General features: G+C 71.3%; 5 protein-coding genes. 2 read left to right on the top strand and 3 right to left on the bottom strand.

The annotated features are described in order from the left end of the window. Nucleotides 1-24: 24 nt before the first annotated feature. Nucleotides 25-1,500 carry an FAD-binding protein gene (locus RMO85_RS07715; protein WP_310528141.1) on the bottom strand — a complete coding sequence of 492 codons (1,476 nt, stop codon included), beginning with the start codon at nucleotides 1,498-1,500 and terminating at the stop codon, nucleotides 25-27. A 99-nt stretch (nucleotides 1,501-1,599) separates the two neighbouring features. On the opposite strand from RMO85_RS07715, the gene RMO85_RS07720 reads away from it, so the two are divergent. Continuing rightward, the gene (locus tag RMO85_RS07720) at nucleotides 1,600-3,111 is read left to right on the top strand and encodes a potassium/proton antiporter (RefSeq protein ID WP_310528142.1); all 1,512 of its coding nucleotides are present in this window, start codon (nucleotides 1,600-1,602) and stop codon (nucleotides 3,109-3,111) included. 5 nt (nucleotides 3,112-3,116) lie between these two features. On the opposite strand, the gene RMO85_RS07725 is transcribed toward RMO85_RS07720, so the two are convergent. Together RMO85_RS07725 and RMO85_RS07730 are read right to left on the bottom strand one after the other, a co-directional pair. Beyond that, nucleotides 3,117-3,620: a LytR C-terminal domain-containing protein gene (locus tag RMO85_RS07725; protein ID WP_310528143.1), complete on the bottom strand. Its 504-nt coding sequence runs from the start codon at nucleotides 3,618-3,620 to the stop codon at nucleotides 3,117-3,119. Further along, nucleotides 3,620-3,916 (bottom strand): type II toxin-antitoxin system VapB family antitoxin, encoded by a 297-nt coding sequence (locus tag RMO85_RS07730; RefSeq protein WP_310528144.1) that lies wholly within the window; start codon nucleotides 3,914-3,916, stop codon nucleotides 3,620-3,622. Before RMO85_RS07730 ends, RMO85_RS07725 begins: the two co-directional genes overlap by 1 nt. A gap of 65 nt (nucleotides 3,917-3,981) precedes the next feature. Between RMO85_RS07730 and RMO85_RS07735 the strand changes: the two genes are divergently transcribed. After that, on the top strand, nucleotides 3,982-4,180 hold a 199-nt coding region (locus RMO85_RS07735; RefSeq protein WP_397203396.1), incomplete at its 3' end, for a helicase HerA-like domain-containing protein.

Raw genomic sequence — 4,180 nt, forward strand, 5'->3', positions numbered from 1 at the left:
CGAGGCGCGAAGTCATGCTGCAATCTAGGACGCCGCGCGTCGGCCCGCGGCGCTGCATCCGGCCCGCCGCCCGAAGTAGGACCCCTCGCCGAGCTGGGTGCCCGACGAGTAGCCGGCGCCGTCCTGCGCGATGTTGGCCGCACAGGCGCCGGCGGCGTACAGGCCCGCGATCACCGTCCCGGCCTCGGTGAGCACGCGGCCGTCCACATCGCACGCGAGGCCACCGAGGGTGAAACCGGCGTAGACGGCCGTGCCGAGCGTCAGGTCGAACGCGCCCCACGGTCCCTGGTCCTGCGGAGCCAGCCAGTCGGGGTGCTTGTGGAAGTCGGGGTCCTCGCCGCGCGCCGCGTTCTCGTTGTACGCCCACAGCGTCTCGACCAGTGCACCCGCAGGCAGCCCGAGGCCGGCCTCCATCTCCTCGACCGCCTCCCATCCGTCGATGAGCGGGCACAGCGGCAGCGTCGGCTCGGCCATGTGCGCGCTGTCGAGGATGAGGTAGGCCGCAGCGTCGGTCTGCTGCAACACGTTGTAGGACGTCCGCGAGTGATAGGAGTCCTCGGCGACGAAGCGCCGGCCCAGCTTGTTGACCACGATGCCCGTGACGAAGTCCGACGGGGGATAGAACGGCGCGGTGATGAAGGCCTCGTCCATGTGCTCCCACGCGGCGTCGACCGACCTGCCCAGGCGCAGCCCCAGCCCGTCGTCGTACGTCGAGCCGAGGGTGAAGAGCTTCGAGCCGAGCGAGGGGGTGTGCTCGGCGACCATGGCGGGGTTCATCACGAAGCCGCCGGCGGCGATCACGACGGATGCCGCGCGCACGACGCCGGTCTCCTCGAAGCGCCTCCACGCGACGCCGACGACCGCACCCGACCCATCGGTGACGAGATTGGTCGCGCCGGTCTCGAACCGCACCTCGGCGTCGGTCTCGGCGATCCGTTCGGCCAGCAGGTCGAGCACCAGCCCGCCGCCGCCGGTGTCGCCCGGCCGGGGCACCTTGTGGCCGCGTGGGGCGGGCGGGACCTGGTCGCGGAACGGCCAGACCAACTCGTTGCCCGTGTACATCAGGCCCTCGGTGCCGGGCTGGATGACCGCCTTGCCAGCGAAGAAGGACCGCTCGAACTCGAATCCCAGTGCCTCGAGCCAGTCGAGGTGGGCGGCCGACTCATCGGCGTACGCCCTGATCTTGACGGCGTCCGGTGCCGGCGTGACGGCCATCAGGTAGTCGAACATCGCGTCGGGGGAGTCGTGCTGGCCGGTCGCGCGCTGGACGGCGGTGCCGCCACCGAGGTAGAAGTGGCCGCCCGACATCGAGGAGGTGCCGCCGTGCACGGCGGCCCGCTCGAGCAGCAGCACCCGGGCGCCGGCCCGGGCGGCCTCCAGAGCGGCACACGCCCCGGCCATGCCGAAGCCGACGACGACCACGTCGAAGGCCTCGGCGCCCGCGAGCACCGACTCGTCCAGCACGGGTGGCACTGCGGTGCCCGGGGTCTCGTCGGCCATGGCCCAAGATTAGAACACGTTCCAGTTCTGTGGGCGGGGCGCCCCGTCGGCACCGATAGGATCAGGGCTCGATCCGAGCGGGCGAACAGTGAGGTGGCCGTGACCTTCGATGTCCACCAGCTCGATTCCTTCCTGCTCGTGGGCTCCCTGGTCACGCTGGCAGCTATCCTCGCGGTGCGCCTCTCGGCCCCGGTCGGGCTGCCCAGCCTCCTGTTCTACCTCCTCATGGGCGTGCTGCTCGGTGAGTCGGTGCTCGGGATCGACTTCGAGGATGCCCAGCTCGCGCACGCGCTCGGCTTCGGTGCGCTCGCGCTGATCCTGGCCGAGGGTGGTCTCACCACCAGCTGGCGCGAGATGCGGCCCTCGATCAGGCTGGGCGTCTCGCTGGCCACCGTCGGGGTGGCCGTCTCGGTGGCCGTGGTCGCCGTGGGCGCGCACTACGTCCTCGGCCTGCCGTGGGAGCTGGCGATCCTGCTGGGTGCCGTCTGTTCGCCGACCGATGCCGCCGCGGTGTTCTCCGTGCTGCGCGTCGTCCGCCTGCCGCGGCGCCTCACCGGCGCGCTGGAGGCGGAGTCGGGGCTCAACGACGCCCCCACCGTCGTGCTCGTCTCCATCATCTCCACCGGTGCGGCTGCGCGCAGCGGCCTGCCGAGTGTCGCGGGCACGATCGTCTTCGAGCTCCTCGTCGGCACCCTGGTCGGCATCGCGGCCGGTGTCGCCGGCGCCTGGGTGATGCGGCGTGCTGCGCTGCCGTCCTCCGGCCTCTACCCGCTGGCCGTGCTCTGCCTGGCGTTCGTGGCGTACGGCGGCGCGTCGGCCGTGCACGCCTCGGGCTTCGTCGCTGTGTACGTCGCCGCGCTGATCCTCGGCAACCAGGACCTGCCGCACCGGGCCGCGACCAGGTCGTTCGCCGAGGGCCTGGCCTCGCTGGCGCAGATCGGGCTGTTCGTCATGCTCGGCCTGCTGCTCTCACCTGACCGGATCACCCTCCACACCGTCGGCCTGGCCCTCGCCACCGGCCTGATCCTGACGCTCGTGGCGCGGCCGTTGTCGGTGTTCATGAGCTCGATCGTCCAGCCGATGCCGTGGCGCGAGCTGACGTTCATCTCGTGGGCAGGGCTGCGTGGCGCCGTACCGATCGTGCTCACCACCATCCCGCTCGCCGAGGGCGTGGACGGAGCAGACCAGCTCTTCGACATCGTCTTCGTCATGGTGGTCGTCGACACGCTGCTCACCGGTCCCACACTGCCGTTGGTCGCCCGCCTGCTGCGCGTGGTCCGGCGCTCTGAGCCACGGGGGCTCGAGGTGGAGGCGGCACCGTTGGAGCGGGTCGCCGCCGACCTGCTCCAGGTGACCATCGCCCCCAGCTCGCGGATGCACGGCGTCGAGGTCGGCGAGCTGCGCCTTCCGCCGGGCGCGTCGGTGTCGATGGTGATCCGGCAGGGACAGACGCTGGTCCCGGAGCGGCGCACGGTCCTGCGGCACGGCGACGACCTGATCGTCGTGACCCCCCGCAAGGCGCGAGAGGCCACCGAGGAGCGTCTGCGCCAGGTGTCGTCCGGCGGCCGGCTGGCCCAGTGGCTGGGCGAGCCGAGGCAACAGCCGGACTAGCTGCCCTACTGGCTCTCGGGCGGGCTGCAGAAGGTCGAGCTCTCGACCGCGGTCACCGACTCGACCTCCTTCGTGCGCAAGGACTTGAAGGACTCGCCGATCACGACCACGATGCCGCGACCGAGCTTCTCACCCGAGACCACCCTGGCCGACTTGAACTGCCGCGCCACCAGCCGCACGGCTGCGTTGCGTGGCTCGTCGCTCCAGATCTGGACGCCGTTGATCTTGGCCGGCGCATTTCCGCTGTCGGCGCCGACGAAGCCGCGCTCCTCCAGCTGCTCCATGGTGGCCCCGGCCAGGCCGCTGCGGTCACTGCCGTTGAAGACGCTGACGGCGACCTGGTCGCCGAAGACCTGCGTGCCGGCGAGCAGCGTGACGTCGGTGCACAACGGTGGGGGCTCCGACGTGGGGAACGGTTTGGTCGCGGCCCGCCAGCCCCAGATGGCGGCGACGAGCAGCAGCGCGGCCAGCACGAGCAGCGTGAGGGCGGACTTGAGGGGGGCAGGCATCAGGCCGCGACCTCGTGGACCCGGGCGTGCAGGATGTTGCGCTGGTGCAGTGCTGCGCGGAGGGCGCGGTGCAGGCCGTCCTCGAGATAGAGGTCCCCGCGCCACTCGACGACGTGGGCGAACAGGTCGCCGTAGAACGTCGAGTCCTCGTCCAGCAAGGTGGCGAGCTGCAAGGTGTCCTTGGTGGTGACCAGGTGGTCGAGGCGCACCTGCCGTGGCGGGATCTTGGCCCAGTCACGCGGTTCCAGCCCGTGCGCGGGGTAGGGACGCCCCTGGCCGACGCGCTTGAAGATCACGACGCGACTATATCGACGCCCCCGCACGGGGGAGGGTCAGCGCTCGGGCTGGCTAGGCTTTGCCCATGACGCAGACTCCCGAGACGCCGGACGCGCAGCACCCGATCGCCGCCGCCGTGGCACCCGGCTATGCCTTCGAGGGTACGGCGCTGGAGCTCGGCGGCCTGATGCTCACCGCCACCGACCTCTCCGACGTCCACATCCGGATACCGCTGGGGATGCTCAACCGCCACGGTCTGGTCGCCGGCGCGACGGGCACCGGCA

Source organism: Nocardioides sp. (assembly GCF_031422975.1).
In the GTDB taxonomy this organism is placed as follows: Bacteria; Actinomycetota; Actinomycetes; order Propionibacteriales; family Nocardioidaceae; genus Nocardioides.

What these genes read in the sequence shown, in the direction of transcription:
- RMO85_RS07725 (WP_310528143.1), bottom strand. Translation starts at nt 3,620, where the DNA reads ATGCCTGCCCCCCTCAAGTCCGCCCTCACGCTGCTCGTGCTGGCCGCG.
- RMO85_RS07715 (WP_310528141.1), bottom strand. Translation starts at nt 1,500, where the DNA reads ATGGCCGACGAGACCCCGGGCACCGCAGTGCCACCCGTGCTGGACGAG.